Genomic DNA, 16,199 nt, shown 5'->3' with positions numbered 1-16,199 from the left:
ATGGAACTCGCCGCCCTGATCGGCCGCCTCAACCCGGACTGTCGCCGCGCCTTGGAGCGCGCCGCGCAACGCTGCCTGCAACGCACCCATCATTACGTAGAGATCGAGCACCTGCTGCTGGAGCTGCTGGACATCGACGGCGGCGACTTCGCCTGCCTGCTGCCGCGCTTCGGCCTGGAGCGCGACGCCCTGGTCGCCGAGATCAACCTGTCGCTGGAGCTGTTCAAGGCCGGCAATACCCGCACTCCGGCGCTGTCCGCGCACACCATCGGCCTGCTCGAGGACGCCGTGGTCCACGCCAGCGTGCTCGGCCAGGCTCAGATCCGTTCCGGCCTGCTGCTGCTCGCCCTGCTCGACCGCGAGGAGCGCCGCGCCCTGCTGCTGAACAGCGCGTCGTCGCTACTGCGGATTCCCCACGAGGCCTTGCAGGCCAACCTGCTGGAGTGGATCCAGACCTCCCGCGAACAGCCGGCCGCGCCGAACCGCCCGGCGGCAGGCGGCGACAAGCCGGAAAGCGCCCCGGACCCGCTGCTCGACCAGTACACCCAGGACCTCACCGCCGAAGCCCGCGCCGGGCGCATCGACCCCATAGTCGGGCGCGACGGGGAGATCCGCCAGTGCGTCGACATCCTCCTGCGCCGGCGGCAGAACAACCCGATCCTGGTCGGCGCGCCGGGTGTCGGCAAGACCGCTGTGGTCGAGGGCCTGGCCCTGCGCATCGCCGCCGGCGAGGTGCCGCCGTCGTTGCAGGAGGTGATCCTGCGGGTGCTCGACCTCGGCCTGTTGCAGGCCGGCGCCAGCATGAAGGGCGAGTTCGAGCAGCGCCTCAAGGGGGTAATCGACGCCGTGCGCAACAGCGCGCAGCCGATCATCCTGTTCATCGACGAGGCGCACACGCTGATCGGCGCCGGCGGCGCGGAAGGCGGCAGCGACGCCGCCAACCTGCTCAAGCCGGCCCTGGCGCGCGGCGAGTTGCGCACCCTGGCGGCCACCACCTGGCTGGAATACAAGAAATACTTCGAGAAGGACCCGGCGCTGACCCGGCGCTTCCAGCTGGTCCAGGTCGAGGAGCCGGACGAGGCCACCGCCGTGGAGATGCTGCGCGGCGTCGCCGGCAAGCTGGAACAGCATCACGGCGTGCAGATCATGGACGCGGCCATCGTCGATGCGGTGAAGCTGTCGCACCGCTACATCTCCGGCCGCCAGTTACCGGACAAGGCGATCAGCGTGCTCGACACCGCCTGCGCGCGGGTCGCCCTCGGCCAGCACGACGTGCCGCCGCCGCTGGAAAGCCTGCGCCACCGCGAGCAGGCGCTGGAAGAGGAATTGCAGCGGCTGCGCCGGGAACAGGCCACCGGCCTCGACCACAGCGCGCGTATCACCGCCCTGGAAAGCGAGTCGGGCGATAACCGCCGGACCATCCGCGAGCTGGAGACCCGCTGGGACGAGGAACGCGAAGCGGTGCGCGAACTGCTCGACACCCGCCGCGAATTGCTGGCCCTCAGCGAAAGCGCCGACGCGGCCAAGCCCGACGAGGAACTGGACGGTCGCATCGACCACCTGGCCGCCGAACTGGCGCGCCTGGCGGCCGGCCTCGAAGCCATCCGCCAGGACGACCCGCTGGTTCCCGAGCAGGTGGACTCGCGTACCGTGGCCGCGGTGATCGCCGGCTGGACCGGCATCCCGGTGGGCAAGATGCTCGCCGACGAAGCCCACGCCATCCGTTCCCTGGCGCAACGAATGGGCCAGCGGGTGATGGGCCAGGAGGCCGCCCTGGGCGCCATCGCCCAGCGCATCCAGGCCTATCGCGCCGGACTCAGCGACCCGGCCAAGCCGGTCGGCGTATTCCTCCTGCCCGGCCCCACCGGCGTGGGCAAGACCGAGACCGCCTACGCCCTGGCCGACGCCCTCTACGGCGGCGAACGCAACCTGATCAGCATCAACCTCTCCGAGTACCAGGAGGCCCACACCGTCAGCCAGCTCAAGGGCGCCCCGCCCGGCTACGTCGGCTACGGCAGCGGCGGCGTGCTCACCGAAGCGGTGCGCCGCAAGCCCTATTCGGTGGTGCTGCTGGACGAGATCGAGAAAGCCCATCCGGACGTGCTGGAAGCCTTCTACAACGTGTTCGACAAGGGTGTGATGGAAGACGGCACCGGCCTGGTGGTGGACTTCAGGAACACCGTGATCCTCGCCACCAGCAACGTCGGCGCCGAACTGCTGCTGGACAGCCCGGCCGAACAGGTCGCCACCCCGGCCTTCGACGAGCGCCTGCGCAAAGTCCTGCTGCAAACCTTCCGCCCGGCGTTCCTCGCGCGCATGACCGTGGTGCCTTACCGGCCGCTGGAGGAAGCCACCCTGGAAGGCATCGTCGTGGCCAAGCTGGAAAAACTGCGGGAACGCTACAAGGCCGCTACCGGCAAACAGTTCGACTTCGACCCGGCCATCGTCAAGGCCGTGCTCGCCAAGTGCAGCGCGGCGGGCGCGCGGGATATCGAGAACGTGCTGATGGCGCAGGTGACGGGGAAGTTGGCGGAGTGGGTGTTGGAGTAGCTACAAGCATCACCACTCCGTTACTTGGTCAAGCAGCAACTGTCTGGCACGCGCACTGAAGTTATTCAGAAGCATCAATTAGGAGGAGCTGTGTCGATCACTAAGAGCGGATCTTTCAGCGGAGTGAAGCCCAATGAGCGTGACAGCGTTCCATTCCACTGGAAGCGCACGCAGTTGGTCCCGGACATTTCGTGGAAGTATCACCACATCATCCCCTGGCAGACACTGCGCGATACTTGGCAAGCCTTGCTGATGTGCGACTACTGGAAAGGGTGCGTGCTCTACGTAAAAGTCATCGGAGTGGTTTCGTGGGGGCCCTTGATTTCCAGGCTGATGAATGCCCAGATGACCCAAGAGGACTGCGATGAGCTTTACGCCAAACTCTCCTGGCCTGCCTGGAACATTGTCGAAGGGCCCGCCGACAGGGACGATGAGGGTGGCACCGACCTAGATCTTTTCAGGCACGGCCTTCAGGGGACAGAGCCGGCAAGAATGCAGGCGTTGCAGCGGCTGTATGACGCCATGGAAGACTTTCTCTCACTATTCAACCGGAGAGAATTTGAGGCTACACGGCTGACAGTCTACAACCCCCGAGGGGGAGCACCAGCAGTCGACGAAGCTCGCCGCGAGGCCCTACACACCGCGCTACAAGGCATGCTGCCGTACAAGGATCAGGCCTTCATTCCCTATCGGCCAGAGATGTGGATCGTGACTTTGGAAGGGCGCGAGCATCGCAAGTATCCAACTTGGCTGCGGACGCCCAGATACAAAAAAGCCGACGGCTCCCCACCTAAAGCAGCACCGCACGCTGTCGAGCAAACTGGCCTGACGCAATGCCCCAAATGCGGCAATAAATTCCGTACAAATACTGCTGTCCAGATATTCGCCGAGCACCGCTCCTGCCCCAGGTGTGGCACTGCGGTGTATGTGGCGAAACATGCCTTTAAGGACCCTACCTTCCCCTGAACAATCCAGATAAAGGTAGGGTTGCCATTTCTACATGGCAGCCCCCAGAAGCACAAGGATGTAAAAAGCATGCCCTCCATCAGAATCCTGACCTGGAATAGTACTGGCGAAAGCTTTCCGAAGGCGGCAAGTCTGGCTGCCGAGGCTGCCACCCATGCCGCTCACGCCACACACCCGGTGATCGATATTTACCTCATTCAGGAGGCTCAACAAGGTGCAGGAGGCGCCATCAGTAACTATCTGACTGGCCTCGCTGGCTACACCGTGCATCACATCCATGAAAATCTTGGAGGTGGGGGCAAGGGTTATATCTGTGCTACGCGCAATGCGAGTGTGACTGTGTCCACTCCCCTTGCACTCTGGAACTATGCAGCCGATCCGGGATTCATGGCCTGGGCAGGCCATACTGCCTTACAGGCATCCAGTTGGACGCCACCTGCCAGAACACCCGCCTATAGCCTTCTGCAGGTCGGCGGCAGCAACATCCTGCTAATCACCTGGCATGCCCCCCTTGGCGTGTCCTTGCTACCGATCATCGTGGGCTCGATGAGCGGTGGAGCCTTGATCGACGCTTATCTGGCGCTGGATCAAAGCGGACTGCTCAACAACCCGATGCTCGCGATCGGCGTCGTCCCGGACTTCATCGTCATCGCAGGCGACATGAACGCCAAGCCGGCAGCACTGGGCAAGAGCTATGCCGGCTATACCCCACTGGACAACTTCACCGGGGTTGCCAATAACCTCGACCACATTATGGCGACATCGCCGCCACATACCGCATTCAACTTTTCCGAGGACTACAGCACCGCCACTGCTAGTACCCACGACATTCTCTGCGCCCGAATGAACTGGTGACCGACCATGTCTCGCGGCACTGATACCAGCAGCCTCTCATTAGTCGCCGAGTTGTTGAGCGACCTAAATCTGGAAACCCTAGCCGGAGGCGAGAGGCTGAATACATTGGACAGCATGTCTCTCCAGGGCAACAGCTCCACGTCGCTGACACTATCCAACACCGTCGCCTCGCACCTCAGCGCCACCCTGCACAACGACTCCCAGCAACGCCCCCTCGACGCCCTGGTCGCGGAAATCCACCAGCTCCCCGCCGACGCAACTGCCGACCGTTTTCAACTCGTACTCAGACCATGGCTCTGGTGGCTGACCCTGGCCAGCAACAACCGCGTGTTCCAGAACCTCGCCACCAGCGACATCGTCACCACGATCTTCAAGGCCCACGGCTTCACCGACTTCAAGCTGTCGCTGACCGGCAGCTACGAGCCCCGTGAATACTGCGTGCAGTACGGCGAGACCGACTTCGCCTTCGTCTCGCGCCTGCTGGAGGAGGAAGGCATCTTCTGGTTCTTCATCCACGAAGTGGGCAAGCACACGTTGGTGCTGGCGGACAGCAACGACGCCTTCCCGCCGATCCCCAACGGGCCCAAGGTGCCATACCTGGACCAGGAGATCGGCGTGCGCGAACTGCACGGCATCCGTTCGGCGCAGTACTGCCTGCAGGCGGTCGCCGGGACCTACAGCGCCACCGACTACGAGTTCACCACACCCAGTACTTCGCTCTATTCCCAGGCACAGGCCGAGGCCGGGCCGCGCGCACGGTACGAACACCCCGGCGGCTACACCGCCAAGGGCCGCGGCGATGCGCTGACCAAGCAGCGCGTGGACGGCCTGCGCAGCCAGGAAAAGCGCCTGATCGGCGAGAGCGACTGCCGCTGGCTGGTGCCCGGCCACTGGTTCACCCTCAGCGGGCATGACGACGATTCGCTGAATATCGACTGGGTGCTGACCTCGGTCACCCATGACGCCAGTCACGCGCACTACCGCAACCGCTTCGAGGCGATCCCCAAGGCCACCGCCTACCGCCCCGCGCGGGTCACGCCCAAGCCGCGCATGCACACCCAGACCGCCCTGGTGGTGGGCAAGGCCGGCGAGGAGATCTGGACCGACCAGTACGGCCGGATCAAGCTCCAGTTCCCCTGGGACCGCGACGGCAAGAACGACGAGACCTCGTCCTGCTGGGTGCGCGTGGTGCTGCCCTGGAGCGGCAAGGGCTTCGGCATGCAGTTCGTGCCGCGCATCGGCCAGGAAGTGATCGTCACCTTCATCGACGGCGACCCGGACCGCCCGCTGGTCACCGGCTGCGTCTACAACGGCGACAACGCCCTGCCCTACGCGCTGCCGGACAACCAGACGCAGTCCGGGATCAAGACCAACTCGTCGAAGGGCGGCGGCGGTTTCAACGAGCTGCGCTTCGAGGACAAGAAGGACGCCGAGGAAGTCTTCCTCCAGGCGCAGAAGGACCTCAACGTCAACGTGCTCAACGACAGCACCGCCAGCATCGGCCACGACGAGACCCTGACGGTGCAGAACGCCCGCACCCGCACGGTGAAGGAAGGCGACGAGACCGTCACCCTGGAGAAAGGCAAGCGCACGGTGACCATCCAGACCGGCAGCGACAGTCTGGATGTGAAGGACACGCGCACGGTGACGGTGGGCGCCGACCAGACCCACAGCACCGGCGGCAACTACAGCCACAAGGTCAGCGGCAACTTCGAGCTGACGGTGGACGGCAACCTGACCATCAAGGTCAGCGGCACCCTCGCCCTGCAGAGCGGCGGCAGCCTGACCCTGAAGAGCGACGCCGACCTCGCCGCCCAGGCTGGCACCTCGCTGACCAGCAAGGCCGGGACGTCGCTGACCAACCAGGCCGGCACCTCCCTCACCAACAAGGCCGGCACCAGCCTGACCAACGATGCCGGCGTCAGCCTGACCAACAAGGCCGGCGCCGAACAGACGGTGGACGGCGGCGGCATGCTGACCATCAAGGGCGGCCTGGTAAAGGTCAACTGAGGAGAAGCGCATGGCGGCATCCGGCAAGCTCGACCTGGTTCGTGGCGACAGCCATCTCGCCGGCAACCTGCTCGACGGCAGCCTGGAAGGCCCGTTGCGCATCGACGAGCACGACAGGCCGCAGGCCAGCCTCGGCTACCGGCAGGGCCAGTTGCACGGCGCCAGCACCCTGTTCCATCCCAACGGCAAGGTCTCCGCGCAACTCGCCTTCGTCGACGGCAAGCTGCACGGGCCGGCCAGTTTCCATGCCGCGGAAGGCTGGTTGCAGCGCAAGGCGCACTACCGCAACGGGCTGCTCCACGGCGAAGCGCTCACCTATTTCGCCAACGGCCAGGTGGCCGAGCGCGAGCATTACCGCGACGGCGTGCGCGACGGGGTCTACCAGCGCTTCCATGGCAATGGCCAACTGGCCTTCGACGGACGCTATCTGAACGGCCAGCTACTGGACGGCGCTCAGCCGTTCGCCGATGACGGCCGGCCGCTGGATAGCGAGGGCAGGCCCATGGCGCGCTGGCGCTGGTGGTGGATCAGGCTGGCGGAGCCCTAGGCGCGCATCGGCCAGGCGGCGCTCAGGGAATCAGCATCTGCACCTGTCCCGGCACGCTGATCTTGATCACCCCGCCCCAGGTGCAGATCAGCGTGCCGTTGGCGTCCAGCGCGGGCATCCCGCCCAGCAGCAGGGTCGGCGGACCGCCGGGGATCCACGGGCTGGCGGTGGCGGGAATGCACGGCATCGGCGTCAGTACGCCGAGGGCGGCGGCGGTGGCGGCGGCCACCACGGGGTTGGCCGGACTCTGGCAGAGGCCGAAGGTGGGAATGTTCAGCAGCGGGATGTGGTCCATGATGTTCGCCGCCGGCATCCCGCTGGTCAGGGTGCGGTTCTGCGGCAACACGTTGAGCACCGTCGGCGCCGCCCCGAAGCTGCATTGCAGGGTGGCGCCGGCGCAGACCTGCGGGCAGCCCATGCCGTCCTCCCGAGCGCGATGGCGTTGTAGCAGGATAGACCAGCCCATCGCGCTCGCCGTGGGGCTGGCTTGCTGTTTTTCTGACGAATGCCCGACATGCGTGTCGCCAGCGGCGCTAGAATTCCGCTGTCATGCGGGGCGGAGCCCCGCGACAGGGATCGACGAAAAAGGATTTTCGGCGGATCGAACGGTGCCCGCAGCGCCCTCGCCGGCCGGCCTGCGGCCGGTCGATACAGGGGTTGCCGCACCCTGGCCGCCCCCAAGGACGGGACGACAATGCCTAGCACAAGAAGCCTCCCCGCACGGGTCATCGTCGCCGATGACTATCCCCTGTTCCGCGATGGCCTGAGACGGGTCGTCCGCAGCTACCTCCCGCAAGCCGCCGTAAGCGAAGCGGGCAGCTTCGACGAGGTGCTGCGCCTGGCCTCGAGCGTCTCGCCGGAACCTCCCGTCCTCTTCGTCCTCGACCTGCTGCTTCCCGGCTTCGCCGCCTCCCAGTCCATCGAGCGCTTGCGTCGCGCCTATCGGCACAGCGCAATCGTCATCGTCTCGATGCTCGACGACCCGCGTCTGGTGGACGAGGTGCTGGCCGCCGGCGCCGACGGCTACCTCGGCAAATCCCTGGAGGCCGGGGAGATCGGCACGGCGTTGCAGACGCTCGGCAGCGGCGAACCGGTGGTGCGCCTGCGCGGCGGGTCGAGCGCCGGCAGTCGGCAACGCGCCCTCCTGGACGCCCTGACCCCACGGCAGCAAGCGGTACTGCGGCTGATCGCCGATGGCCTGTCGAACAAGGAAATCGGCCGCGCGCTGTCGATCTCGCCGTTCACCGTGCGCGTGCACGTTTCCTCGCTGCTGCGCGCCCTGGAAGTGAACACGCGGACGGCCGCTGCGGCGCTGGCGGCGAAGGCCGGCTTCTAGGCAGGTTCCACGTGGCCGTACCCGGAGTTCCCGCGCAAGCATCCGGGAATGCCGAAACGAGAAGTCTGCCGCGATTTTCCGCGAAGTCTCCTCGCGGCGCTGAAGCCCGTCGCGGCGGACCAGTCCCATCCATGAGGGGCGCGCCTGCGCGCCGGCCTCACCGGGAGCGGCGACGCTCGTTTTCAGCAGAGGAACGGCACATGATCGACAGGGTGAAGCCGCTGATGGCGGCATGGGTTCTGGTCTTCGCATCTTCTTCGTTCGCCGGCGAAACGGCGGGAAAATTGCCACGAAAGCCAGCTCTAGGGCCGGAAACCGCGGGGGCGACCCTGGTCATTCCCGGCGAGACCGACAGGCTCGCGTCGCTCTACGCCCGCGCACAGGGCGAAGGCGGCAAGGTGGTGCTCTGGGCCGGCGGCGACGCGCCGAACCAGATGGACTGGTTGAAGACGGCCTTTGAGAGCCGCTTTCCCGGCGTGATCCTGGACGTCACGGTGGACCTCTCCAAGTTCCACGACCTGCGCATCGACCAGGAACTCGCCGCCGGCACCCTGACGCCGGACGTGGCGATGCTGCAAACCACCTTCGATTTCGACAGATGGAAGGCCCGCGACGTGCTGCTGCGCTACAAGCCGGTCGGCTTCGCCCGGCAGAAGAAAGGCTACGCCGATCCCGACGGCGCCTATGTCACGGCCTACAACAACGCCTTCGTGCCGACCTACGCTTCCGTCCGGCTGCCAGCGGAGCGCTATCCGACGCGCTTCGCCGATTACCTGAAGCCGGCCTTCAAGGGCAAGCTGGTGCTGACCTATCCCCATGACGACGATGCGGTGCTGTACGTCTACGACAAGCTGGAACGGCGCTACGGCAGCGGTTTCCTGCGCGCCCTGGCGGCGCAGAAGCCGAACTTCCTGCGCGGCACGGCGGCGCCGGCGGCCTCGGTGGGCACCGACTCCATCGGTTCGCTGGGCAACCTGACCGGCTATGCGACCGACAGCGATACACCGGCCGGCTACTTCATCCCGACCGACGAGCCGTTCATCGTCTGGAACCAGCGCGCGGCGATCTTCAAGGCCGCCCGTCATCCGGCCACGGCCAAGCTGCTGCTGTCCTACCTGGGCTCGGCCGAGTTCCAGTCCAGCTACGGCGGCTGGCGCGCCCGCGCCGACGTCGGCGAAGCGCCTGGGCTGCCGCCACTGGAGTCGCTGAAGAACGTCGACGTGCACGATTTCACCCGCTGGATGGCCGATCGCCAACGGGTGGCCAGCCTGCGCAGGCACATGGCGCAAATCTTCGGCCCGGTACGCGGCGAGTCGCCGTTGCGCGACCCGGCGCTGATGAGCCTGCTGGGGCTGACGGCGAACGACATCGTCGCCCTGCCCGAACCGGACCTGCCGATCTACTGAACCGCCATGACGGCCTCGCGCACGGACGACGCGGGGTCGTCGATCCTGGAGAATTGCCTATCAGGTTTCGACGGTAAGCAGGCGGCCTGGAGCGGCTGGGAAGACTCCCACTTCTTATAAAATACTTTTAATGAACGATTTATCCTATTGATTAACAAGATAAATAAAATACTAGAATTCACTTTAAGTTGAGACGACAAGGCGGCGCATAACGCTACCCGTTGTCCGCCCTGGCGTCCGCTTGCCGCCTTCGCTGCGCAGGGCGAACGAGGCCACCCGCGTTATCCGCCGACAGGCCTCTGCCAGGGAAGGACGACGGCACGGAAAACTCTTCTTCGACAACGACTTCCGCGTAGAACCTGATCCATCGCCTGCGCTCGCGCGAACTCACGCAGGCGACGACCAGGACGAAGGACCTAGGCCTTCCGCCACCCCTGCAACTGATTGCGGATCGGCAACTCGCGGATGCGCTTGCCGGTGGCGGCGAAGATCGCGTTGCACAGCGCCGGCGCTATCGGCGGCACGCCGGGCTCGCCGACCCCGCCCAACGGCAGGTCGCCATCCGGCTTGAGCAGATGCACCGACACCGCCTTGGGCGCCAGCGGCATGCGCGCCAGCTCGTACTGGTGGAAGTTGTCCTGCTGGACCTTGCCATCCTTGAAGCTGATCTCGCCCAGCGCCGCCAGGCCCAGGCCCATCACGCAGGCGCCTTCGAGCTGCGAGCGGATGCGCTCGGGGTTGATCTGCGGACCGCAGTCGGCGGCGATGGTGGCCTTGTGCACCAGCAGCGCGCCGTCGTCCTTCACCTCCACCTCGATCACCACCGCCACGTAGGTGACGAAGCTGTAGTGCGCGGCGATTCCCCGCGCCCTGCCCCTGGGCAGCTCGCCGCCCCAGCCGGACTGGCGCGCCGCCTCCTCGATCACCCCGCGCAGGCGGCCGACATCGAGCGGGTAGCGCTCCGGCGACTCGCCGTAGTTCCAGCTGTCGCCGAGTTCGGCGGTGTCGATTCGCCGCGCCGGGCCGAGCAGCTTGAGCAGGTAGTCCTTCGGGTCCTGGCCGGCCTTCGCCGCCAGTTCGCCGACGAAGCTCTGGATGGCGAAGGCGTGGGGGATGTTGGAGACCGAGCGGAACCAGCCGACCCGGGTGTGCGCCGGGGCCTCGGGGTTCTCCAGGCGCACGTTGGGGATGGCGAACGGCAGGTTGGTCAGGCCCATGCCCAGTTCGAAGGCGCCCTGGTGCTTGCTGTCCGGGCCGAACAGTGCGGTGATGCTCGGCGCCACCGAGCGATGCAGCCAAGCCTGCGGCAGCCCGTCGGCGCCGAGCACGGCCTGCAGGCGCTCCACCGAGACTGTGTGGAAATAGGAGAAATGCAGATCGTCCTCGCGGGTCCACTGCACGCGCAGGTGGCGACCGGGGAACGCCTTGGCCAGGATCGCCGCTTCCAGCACGAAGTCGGGCTTGGACTTGCGGCCGAAACCGCCGCCGAGCAGGGTCACGTTGACCGTGACCTTGTCGAACGGCAGCTTCAGGCGCTCGGCGATGCGCTCGCGGGTCACTTGCGGCGCCTGGGTCGGGGCCCAGACCTCGCAGGCGCCGTCCTTGTACCAGGCGGTGGAGACCGGCGGTTCCATCGGCGCCTGGGCCAGGTGCGGCAGGTAGTACTCGGCCTCGACGATATCCCCACCCTTGGCGAACAGCGCCGCGGCATCGCCGCTGTCGCGCACCACCTTGCCCGGCTTGCGCGCGGCCTCTTCCAGTTGCTTGCGGTAGGCCACCGAGTCGTAGCCGCCGTTGACCCCGGCGTCCCACTCGACCACCAGCGCCTCACGCCCCTTGATCGCCGCCCAGGTGTTCTGCGCCACCACGGCGACCCCGCCCAGCGGCTGGAACTCGGACGGGATCGGCCGGCCCTCGATCTCGATCACCTTGACCACCCCCGGCACCTTCAGCGCCGCGGCGGCGTCGTAGCGCTTGAGCTTGCCGCCGTAGAGCGGCGGCCGGGCGACCACGGCGTAGAGCATGTCGTCGAAGCGCGCGTCGAAGCCGAAGCCGGCGCGGCCATTGACGATATCGGCGCCGTCGATGGCGCGCGCCACGTCCTTGCCGATGTAGCGGAACTGCTCGGGCTTCTTCAGCAGCAGCTTGTCGCGCGCCGGCACTTCGAGACCCGCGGCGGCCTCGGCCAGTTCGCCGAAGGACAGCGAACGGCCGCTGGGCGCATGCAGCACCTTGTTCTGTTCGGCGCGGCACTCGCCCAGCGGGACCTTCCACTGGTTGGCCGCGGCCTGTTCGAGCATCTGTCGCGCCGCCGCACCGCAGCGGCGCATGGGTTCGAACCAATGGCGCATGCTGCGCGAGCCATCGGTGTCCTGGTTGCCGTAGCGCGCTTCGTCGCCGGGCGCCTGGATCACCTTGACCCGGCTCCAGTCGGCCTCCAGCTCGTCGGCCACCACCATCGCCAGGCTGGTGCGCACGCCCTGTCCCATTTCCGAGCGGTTGCAGACGATGCCGACCGTGCCGTCCCGGTCGATGCTCACGTAGATCTTCGGGTTGTCTACCCAGCCGTGGGGCATGGCGTCGGCGCCGAAGGCCTTCTTCTCGGCGGCCAGGGCGTCGCGCCAGCCCCAGTTGGCAGCCACCAGCAGCACGCCGGTGGCGCCGACGCCCTTGAGGAAACCGCGGCGGCTGAGATTGCCGATGACCAGATCGTCGGGGTACGAGCGCTTCATGCCTTGGCCTCCTGCAACTTGGCGGAGGCGTTGTGGATCGCCGTCTTGATCCGGTTGTAGGTGCCGCAGCGGCAGATGTTGCCGGCCATGGCCGCCTCGATCTGCTCGTCGCTGGGCGCGGGGTTGCTCTTCAGCAACGCCGTGGCCGACATGATCTGCCCGCCCTGGCAGTAGCCGCACTGCGCCACGCCGATGTCCAGCCAGGCCTGCTGGACGACTTCGCCGACCTTGTCGGTGTGCAGGTGGTCGATGGTGGTGACCTTCCTGCCCTGCGCCAGGCTCACCGGCGTGATGCAGGAACGGGTGGCCTGGCCGTCGATATGGATAGTGCAGGAGCCGCACAGGCCCATGCCGCAGCCGAACTTGGTCCCGGTATAGCCGACGACGTCGCGGATAGCCCAGAGCAAGGGCATATCCTCGGTGACATCGAGCTGATGATCCTTGCCATTGAGGTTCAGGGTAATCATCGGTGCACGCCTTTTCTGGTTTCTGGTTATGGAGTCGCACGGCGACTGCGCCGCCCCCCATGGGCGCGGCGAGTCTCTCATCGGACTGAAGGGAGATTATTGGCGAGAGGACTGCGGCGCATAACCTGGCAGAACTGAACGTATCGTTGAATGGAATTCATCGATACCCAAGCCGGGCGGGAATCGCCCGGGCGAGGCAGCATTCCCGGTGGCCCGCTCCTCGCCGCTCGCCGGAAAGCGAGCGACGAGGAGTGGGGAAACGGCGTTAGCCGCGCCGCACGCGCAGGCGCTCGGCGTGGTAGATCAACGGCCCATGCTGGTCCTCGGCACCGCTGGGGTCGTCCAGCAGCACGCCGGTGATGCGGCCCTGGCGGAACAGCAGGCGGATCGCCAGCAGGTTGGCCCTGGGGTCGCCCTTGAGATCATGGAGGGAACGCGGGGTGTCGGCATCCAGCTGACAAAACACCGATTCGAGCAAAACATCGGAAGGTTCTAACGCCATGCAGTCGTATCCGTCGAGAAGTACCGGTCACCTTGCCTTGCACTGGGTGCCGGTCAAAGCCCATCCCTGGAAAAACGCCTTTCCGCGCATTGAAACAATGCGCAACGATTTTCCTCGCGACGCAGTGTCGCCTACCGCCAGAGCCGTTGCCAAGAGCCGTACATCCCTGCGGCGTGCCCCTGCGACAACGTTGCAATACTTTCTTCACACGAGTTCCGCTACAAAGGTATCTCGCCGGAACCGAGGGTTCCTTTGTCCACCCACCCATAACCGAGAAAGCAAGCGGAGGCACCCATGAACCACACTGCATCGATCCCCGCCCTGCCCACGGCCTATGACCTGCTGAACACCCGCATCCAGCGCATCATCCACGCCCCGGCCGCGCAACAGGCCTGCCAGGCCTGCATTTCCCGATTGCCCGGCGAAGACGAGGGCGACTGGGCCCACCTGCTGGAAAGCTTCGACCGTTCCAACCAGTGGCTGCTCGACCCGCAGCGCGACGGCAGCATCGTCCTGCGCTGGAGTTCCGCCGCCTGATCCTGTTTGCCGCGCGGCCGTCGAGCCGCGCGGCTTGCGCTCTTCCCTTCCCTTCCCTTCCCTTCCCTTCCATTCGCTGTTCGCGGCTATCGCGGATAGCTTCCCGGCAACAGGATGTCCCGGCCGACCTCGCGGATGTCGGTATGGCCGCAGAAGGCCATGGTCAGGTCCAGCTCGCGGGCTATGATCTCCAGCGCCCGCGTCACTCCGGCCTGCCCCAGCGCGCCCAGCCCGTAGAGATAGGGACGGCCGATCATGGTCCCGCGCGCACCGAGGGCGATGGCCTTGAGCACGTCCTGCCCGGAACGGATGCCGCTGTCGAGCCAGACCTCGATGCGCTCGCCCACCGCCTCGACGATCGCCGGCAGCGCGCTGATGGTCGAGGGCGCGCCGTCCAGTTGGCGTCCGCCATGGTTGCTGACGACCAGCGCATCGGCGCCGGAGTCGGCGGCCAACCGCGCATCCTCGGCATCGAGAATGCCCTTGAGTACCAGCTTGCCGCCCCAGCGCCGCTTGATCCATTCGACGTCGCCCCAGTTCAGCCGCGGGTCGAACTGGCGGGCGGTCCACTCGGACAGTGAGCCCATGTCGTCGACGCCCTTGACGTGCCCGACGATGTTGCCGAAACCGCGACGCCGGGTGCCGAGCATGCCCAGCGCCCAGCGCGGCTTGGTGGCGATGTTCAGCAGGTTGGCCAGGGTCGGCCGCGGCGGCGCCGAGAGACCGTTCTTCAGGTCCTTGTGGCGCTGGCCGATGATCTGCAGGTCGAGGGTCAGCACCAGCGCGTCGCAGCCGGCGGCCTTGGCACGGTCGATCAGGCGTTCGATGAAATCGCGGTCGCGCATCACGTAGAGCTGGAACCAGAACGGCTGGCCGACTTCCGTGGCGATGTCCTCCAGGGAACAGATGCTCATGGTCGACAGGGTGTAGCGCACGCCGAACTCGGCGGCGGCGCGGGCGGCGAGGATCTCGCCGTCGGCATGCTGCATGCCGGCCAGCCCGGTGGGCGCGATGGCCACCGGCATGGCCATCTCCTGGCCGAGCATGCGGGTGCGCAGCGAGCGGTTCTCGATATTCCGCGCGACCCGCTGGCGCAGCTTGATCGCGGCGAAGTCGTCCTGGTTGGCGCGGTAAGTGCCTTCGCTCCAGGAACCGGAGTCGGCGTAGTCGTAGAACATCCGCGGCACGCGCTTGCGCGCCAGGCGGCGCAGGTCTTCGATATCGGTGATGACGCTCATGCAGTCCACTCCTTCGGGGGTGGCTGGATGGTAGAGCGCGACGTACCGCCGCAGGCGGAATAATTGTCGGCATCGGCGGAAGGAAATTCCGCCGTTTCAGTCGTCCGCCGCCGGAAGGAATTCCCTGCCCTGGGCCACCGCCTCGCGGCAGATCGCCGCCAGCCAGGCGGCGAAACGCTGACTGGCCGGCGAGGCCTGGTGGCTGCGCAGGTGGTAATGGTGGGTGGGCGCCGAACGCAGCGGGAACAGCACCACCAGCCGCCCCTCGGCAAGCCAGGCGCGCGCCAGCGAGGGTCGCGCGAGGGCCACGCCCTGGCCGTTGGCGGCGGCTTCCAGGGTCATGCCCAAATCGAGCAGGCGCGGCCCGGCGCAGGGCTCCGGCCAGTCCAGCCCGGCCACGCGGAACCACGGCTGCCAGGGCTCCAGCGGCGAGCGCAGCAACGGCAGGCCGGCGAGCATGGCTGGCGTCCAGGGCCGCGGCAGGCCGAGCAGCAGCCCCGGCGCGGCCATCGGTAGCACGCGCTCCTCCAGCAGCCGCTCGCCGGCCGCCACGCCATGGCTGTCGCCGCGCACCTCGACATCGGCCAGCGGCAGGTCCTGGCCGTCCGAAGGACTCGACAGGAGAATCTCCAGCTCGATTTCCGGACAGGCCTCGGCGAAGGACGCCAGGCGCGGAATCAGGATCTGCCGGGCGAAGGTCGGCGGCGTGCGCAGGGTCAGCCGCTGCTGGCGCTGGACCTGGCGACGATGCAGCGGAACCGCCGCGAGCTGGGCGAGGATCGGCGCGATCTGTTCGAGGTACTCGCGGCCGTGGGAGGTCAGCGCCAGCGAGCGGCCGTCGCGCTGCAACAGGCTCACCCCGAGCATCCCCTCGAGACCGGAAACCCGCTTGCTGGCGGCGCTGCCGGTGATCGACAGGAGTTCGGCGGCGCGCTCGAAGGTACCCAGCCGGGCAGCCGCTTCGAACGCCTGCAACGCTTCGATGGAAGGAAAACGGAAATCGTCGGGATTGAGCATGGGGCAGACTTTACCCGCTGCCCGAGATCAGGGATA

Annotated in this window: 14 protein-coding genes; 8 read left to right on the top strand and 6 right to left on the bottom strand. The window is 66.6% G+C overall.

What is annotated here, in order from left to right:
• The 5 genes from tssH (at position 1) to ACI766_RS13685 (ending at position 6,928) form a co-directional block, all read left to right on the top strand.
• On the top strand, positions 1-2,550 hold the full coding sequence (gene tssH / locus ACI766_RS13705) for a type VI secretion system ATPase TssH (RefSeq protein WP_003110897.1): 2,550 nt from the start codon (positions 1-3) through the stop codon (positions 2,548-2,550).
• A gap of 90 nt (positions 2,551-2,640) precedes the next feature.
• The gene (locus tag ACI766_RS13700; protein WP_003116944.1) at positions 2,641-3,516 is read left to right on the top strand and encodes a hypothetical protein; all 876 of its coding nucleotides are present in this window, start codon (positions 2,641-2,643) and stop codon (positions 3,514-3,516) included.
• Between the two features lie 69 nt (positions 3,517-3,585).
• Positions 3,586-4,371 (top strand): hypothetical protein, encoded by a 786-nt coding sequence (locus tag ACI766_RS13695; protein WP_003116945.1) that lies wholly within the window; start codon positions 3,586-3,588, stop codon positions 4,369-4,371.
• Positions 4,372-4,377: 6 nt separating this feature from the next.
• Positions 4,378-6,381, top strand: coding sequence for a type VI secretion system tip protein VgrG (tssI, locus tag ACI766_RS13690; protein WP_023104366.1), 2,004 nt, complete (start codon positions 4,378-4,380; stop codon positions 6,379-6,381).
• Between the two features lie 10 nt (positions 6,382-6,391).
• Positions 6,392-6,928, top strand: coding sequence for a toxin-antitoxin system YwqK family antitoxin (locus ACI766_RS13685; protein ID WP_023095583.1), 537 nt, complete (start codon positions 6,392-6,394; stop codon positions 6,926-6,928).
• 22 nt (positions 6,929-6,950) lie between these two features.
• Here the strand turns inward: ACI766_RS13685 and ACI766_RS13680 are convergent, their stop codons facing one another.
• Positions 6,951-7,346 carry a DUF4280 domain-containing protein gene (locus tag ACI766_RS13680; RefSeq protein ID WP_003089513.1) on the bottom strand — a complete coding sequence of 132 codons (396 nt, stop codon included), beginning with the start codon at positions 7,344-7,346 and terminating at the stop codon, positions 6,951-6,953.
• A 276-nt stretch (positions 7,347-7,622) separates the two neighbouring features.
• On the opposite strand from ACI766_RS13680, the gene ACI766_RS13675 reads away from it, so the two are divergent.
• Positions 7,623-8,264, top strand: a complete 642-nt coding sequence (locus ACI766_RS13675; protein WP_023104367.1) for a LuxR C-terminal-related transcriptional regulator — start codon at positions 7,623-7,625, stop codon at positions 8,262-8,264.
• 200 nt (positions 8,265-8,464) lie between these two features.
• Positions 8,465-9,670, top strand: a complete 1,206-nt coding sequence (locus ACI766_RS13670) for an ABC transporter substrate-binding protein (RefSeq protein WP_170954900.1) — start codon at positions 8,465-8,467, stop codon at positions 9,668-9,670.
• 416 nt (positions 9,671-10,086) lie between these two features.
• Here the strand turns inward: ACI766_RS13670 and ACI766_RS13665 are convergent, their stop codons facing one another.
• The 3 genes from ACI766_RS13665 to ACI766_RS13655 all read right to left on the bottom strand — a co-directional run bounded on the left by ACI766_RS13665 (position 10,087) and on the right by ACI766_RS13655 (position 13,371).
• Positions 10,087-12,402 (bottom strand): xanthine dehydrogenase family protein molybdopterin-binding subunit, encoded by a 2,316-nt coding sequence (locus ACI766_RS13665; RefSeq protein ID WP_023122094.1) that lies wholly within the window; start codon positions 12,400-12,402, stop codon positions 10,087-10,089.
• Positions 12,399-12,869, bottom strand: a complete 471-nt coding sequence (locus tag ACI766_RS13660) for a (2Fe-2S)-binding protein (protein WP_003089521.1) — start codon at positions 12,867-12,869, stop codon at positions 12,399-12,401. Before ACI766_RS13660 ends, ACI766_RS13665 begins: the two co-directional genes overlap by 4 nt.
• Positions 12,870-13,134: 265 nt before the next feature.
• Positions 13,135-13,371, bottom strand: a complete 237-nt coding sequence (locus ACI766_RS13655; protein ID WP_003104944.1) for a hypothetical protein — start codon at positions 13,369-13,371, stop codon at positions 13,135-13,137.
• Positions 13,372-13,665: 294 nt separating this feature from the next.
• On the opposite strand from ACI766_RS13655, the gene ACI766_RS13650 reads away from it, so the two are divergent.
• Positions 13,666-13,908, top strand: a complete 243-nt coding sequence (locus tag ACI766_RS13650; RefSeq protein WP_003089526.1) for a DUF1654 domain-containing protein — start codon at positions 13,666-13,668, stop codon at positions 13,906-13,908.
• Between the two features lie 86 nt (positions 13,909-13,994).
• Here ACI766_RS13650 and lldA read toward each other — a convergent pair whose 3' ends face one another.
• Both lldA and ACI766_RS13640 read right to left on the bottom strand, forming a co-directional pair.
• Entirely contained in the window at positions 13,995-15,146 is a 1,152-nt protein-coding gene (lldA, locus tag ACI766_RS13645; protein WP_003104946.1) for an L-lactate dehydrogenase LldA, read from the bottom strand.
• Between the two features lie 96 nt (positions 15,147-15,242).
• Complete coding sequence (locus ACI766_RS13640; RefSeq protein WP_003124571.1) at positions 15,243-16,163, bottom strand: LysR substrate-binding domain-containing protein; 921 nt, start codon at positions 16,161-16,163, stop codon at positions 15,243-15,245.
• Between the last annotated feature and the right edge of the window lie 36 nt (positions 16,164-16,199).

It is taken from the genome of Pseudomonas sp. DL, assembly GCF_047199225.1.
In the GTDB taxonomy this organism is placed as follows: Bacteria; Pseudomonadota; Gammaproteobacteria; order Pseudomonadales; family Pseudomonadaceae; genus Pseudomonas; species Pseudomonas aeruginosa.
The sequence above is the reverse complement of the archived record's forward strand: the minus strand, read 5'-3'. Positions and strand labels throughout refer to the sequence as shown.

What these genes read in the sequence shown, in the direction of transcription:
- ACI766_RS13685 (WP_023095583.1), top strand. Translation starts at nt 6,392, where the DNA reads ATGGCGGCATCCGGCAAGCTCGACCTGGTTCGTGGCGACAGCCATCTC.
- ACI766_RS13660 (WP_003089521.1), bottom strand. Translation starts at nt 12,869, where the DNA reads ATGATTACCCTGAACCTCAATGGCAAGGATCATCAGCTCGATGTCACC.
- ACI766_RS13640 (WP_003124571.1), bottom strand. Translation starts at nt 16,163, where the DNA reads ATGCTCAATCCCGACGATTTCCGTTTTCCTTCCATCGAAGCGTTGCAG.
- ACI766_RS13675 (WP_023104367.1), top strand. Translation starts at nt 7,623, where the DNA reads ATGCCTAGCACAAGAAGCCTCCCCGCACGGGTCATCGTCGCCGATGAC.
- tssI (WP_023104366.1), top strand. Translation starts at nt 4,378, where the DNA reads ATGTCTCGCGGCACTGATACCAGCAGCCTCTCATTAGTCGCCGAGTTG.
- ACI766_RS13680 (WP_003089513.1), bottom strand. Translation starts at nt 7,346, where the DNA reads ATGGGCTGCCCGCAGGTCTGCGCCGGCGCCACCCTGCAATGCAGCTTC.
- ACI766_RS13670 (WP_170954900.1), top strand. Translation starts at nt 8,465, where the DNA reads ATGATCGACAGGGTGAAGCCGCTGATGGCGGCATGGGTTCTGGTCTTC.
- lldA (WP_003104946.1), bottom strand. Translation starts at nt 15,146, where the DNA reads ATGAGCGTCATCACCGATATCGAAGACCTGCGCCGCCTGGCGCGCAAG.
- tssH (WP_003110897.1), top strand. Translation starts at nt 1, where the DNA reads ATGGAACTCGCCGCCCTGATCGGCCGCCTCAACCCGGACTGTCGCCGC.
- ACI766_RS13655 (WP_003104944.1), bottom strand. Translation starts at nt 13,371, where the DNA reads ATGGCGTTAGAACCTTCCGATGTTTTGCTCGAATCGGTGTTTTGTCAG.
- ACI766_RS13665 (WP_023122094.1), bottom strand. Translation starts at nt 12,402, where the DNA reads ATGAAGCGCTCGTACCCCGACGATCTGGTCATCGGCAATCTCAGCCGC.
- ACI766_RS13695 (WP_003116945.1), top strand. Translation starts at nt 3,586, where the DNA reads ATGCCCTCCATCAGAATCCTGACCTGGAATAGTACTGGCGAAAGCTTT.
- ACI766_RS13650 (WP_003089526.1), top strand. Translation starts at nt 13,666, where the DNA reads ATGAACCACACTGCATCGATCCCCGCCCTGCCCACGGCCTATGACCTG.